Source organism: Microbacterium sp. H6, assembly GCF_003314775.1.
In the GTDB taxonomy this organism is placed as follows: domain Bacteria; phylum Actinomycetota; class Actinomycetes; order Actinomycetales; family Microbacteriaceae; genus Microbacterium; species Microbacterium oxydans.
Map to the genome: position 1 here is coordinate 23502 of NZ_QOAY01000151.1, position 2032 is coordinate 25533.

2 protein-coding genes and 1 pseudogene are annotated in these 2032 nt (G+C 68.8%); all 3 read right to left on the bottom strand.

Translation table 11 applies throughout. The annotated features are described in order from the left end of the window. Positions 1 to 18: 18 nt before the first annotated feature. Positions 19 to 1374 carry an HNH endonuclease signature motif containing protein gene (locus DSP71_RS09770; RefSeq protein ID WP_113680984.1) on the bottom strand — a complete coding sequence of 452 codons (1356 nt, stop codon included), beginning with the start codon at positions 1372 to 1374 and terminating at the stop codon, positions 19 to 21. A gap of 112 nt (positions 1375 to 1486) precedes the next feature. After that, entirely contained in the window at positions 1487 to 1753 is a 267-nt protein-coding gene (locus DSP71_RS09775; protein ID WP_218867313.1) for a hypothetical protein, read from the bottom strand. 25 nt (positions 1754 to 1778) lie between these two features. Next, positions 1779 to 2032: pseudogene (locus DSP71_RS23505) on the bottom strand (aldo/keto reductase); the annotation flags it as partial.

The window sequence follows — 2032 nt, forward strand, 5'->3', positions numbered from 1 at the left end:
TCTCAGGCAGCGCCCCTCTCAGGCAGCGACATCGAAGCGTGCTCGCCCACCCAGCCGCGGAGTGCGCGCCGGATCAACCGAGGCGGGCGGCAGGAACCACACCTTTTCGCGACCACCGCCACCGCCACCGCCACCGCCACCGATGCGGATGCCCCACCCGTTGTCGTGGATGCGGTGATGACAGGTCTCGCACAGCAGCACGCCGTTCGAGAGGTCGGTCGGCCCCTGGTCGCGTCTCCACCAGCGGATATGGTGCGCCTTCGTCATCTCCGGGGGGAGTCCACACATGGCGCAGCCGCCGTCCCTCTCCACGAGGGCCAGTCGTTGCGACCGCGTGAAGAGGCGCTTCTCCCGCCCCCAGTCGAGCACCTCGCTCACGGTACCGAGCACGCACGGGATCACTCCCCCGCCCGCAGCCATCCGCCGCGCAGCTCCGATGCTGACGGGCTGCTCGATTCCGTCGATCTCGGCCGATCCCGCACCCGCTTCCAGCGCGTCGAGATCCACCCGCACGATGACGGTCGCGCCCGCCAACGGCACGCGAGCCTCGCAGTCGAGCACATGCCCGGCGAACACCGCGAGCGCATCGGCCTGGATCATCGGCACGGTGCGACGATCGGCATCGGGCGCGTCCGGGGCCGTCGCATCCTTCCGGGCGGCGAATGCGGCGCTCACGTAGCCGCGGATGGCGGTCACGACGGGTGCGGCAGTCTCCGCATCGAGGACGGCGTTCAGATGCACCATCCCGCCGCGCTCGTGGATGGTCAGGGATCGTCGGGAACGCTGCTCCTCGAGACGCGACTCCACCCCATCCGGGTCCAACCAGGCTTCCGCCCGCACGACCAGCTTCCGTACGTCGTCGATCGCGAGCCCCGCCGACTTCTCGACCAGCACACGCTCCGCTTCGGCGACACGCTCGACACCGACCACCACGCGGCATCGGTCGAGCAGCGCGATGATCACCGCTGCCGCCTGAGCGCTGAGTGCGCCCGCGTCGAGAGCCTCCCGAATCAGTGGATACCTCGCCGGCAGCGGTACACCGAGGAGATCGGCGCGTGGTGCGACCGCCTCTCCGACCTTCACCAGCCGATGCGCCTCACCGCGCGACACCCCGACAGTCGCCGCGATCAAGGTCGCCGGATTCCGGAAGCCCTGCTGCTTCGCAAGGCTCTCCGCCCCCAGCTCCGGACGCGACTCCCGCGAGATGCATGCGGCGACCTCGATGTGCACCGCGTCCAGCCGGCGTTGCAGCACGCCGATCGACGTGCTCACCGCGATCAGCTGCTCACGCGAGAGGTCTCCCGAACTCTCGGCGTCGGCCCACGCCGCATCGAGGCGGGACATCGCCTCGTGCAACACGGCCAACTTCGACATGCCTCGATTCTACCGAATCAGCGCTCGACATTCGAAGTTATGTTCGATCTCATTACAGCATTCCGTTGCCGTCGCCTCCAAGGCCGAGGCCGCCACACGTCCGACCCGACCGTCAGGGCGTATCCCGCACAATGCTCTTCGCCTCATCGACGAGCGCACGATACCCGGGGAGGAACGGCTCGACGAGCTTCGTCTCAAGCTGCGACTCCAGATCACAGAGCACACGCCGCTCCGCCTCATCCACCACGAGCTCACCACTCCCGTTGGCAGCGGCAAGCCATTCGAAGAGCACCAGCGCTTCGCCAGCCGTCAGCTGCAGCTCGACCGACACCCTCTCTCCGCTTCCCGCCATGCGCATCATGCCAGTCGTGAACACCACCCCGCACTCCCCCTCCACTCACCACTCACCACGCTCCATCCGCCCGCACTCCGCGGTCGACCCAGCAGTCGGCGAGGGCGGTGCGCACCTCGTCGCCGTGGTCGCGCGCCAGCGCGAGGGCGGCATGGTTGAGCTCGAGCTGTGCGACGCGTGAGGCGCCGAACAGCACGTTCGCCGTCGCGGGGTTGGACAGGCAGAAAGCGATGCCGAGTGCTGCCGGCGTCACGCCGAACCCCTCGGCGACCCGCGCGACCTCGGGGTAGACGGCCGCGATCCGCT

Bases quoted from the DNA above. Each gene is read 5' to 3' on its own strand.
- DSP71_RS09770 (WP_113680984.1), bottom strand. From the start codon at position 1,374: ATGTCGAAGTTGGCCGTGTTGCACGAGGCGATGTCCCGCCTCGATGCG.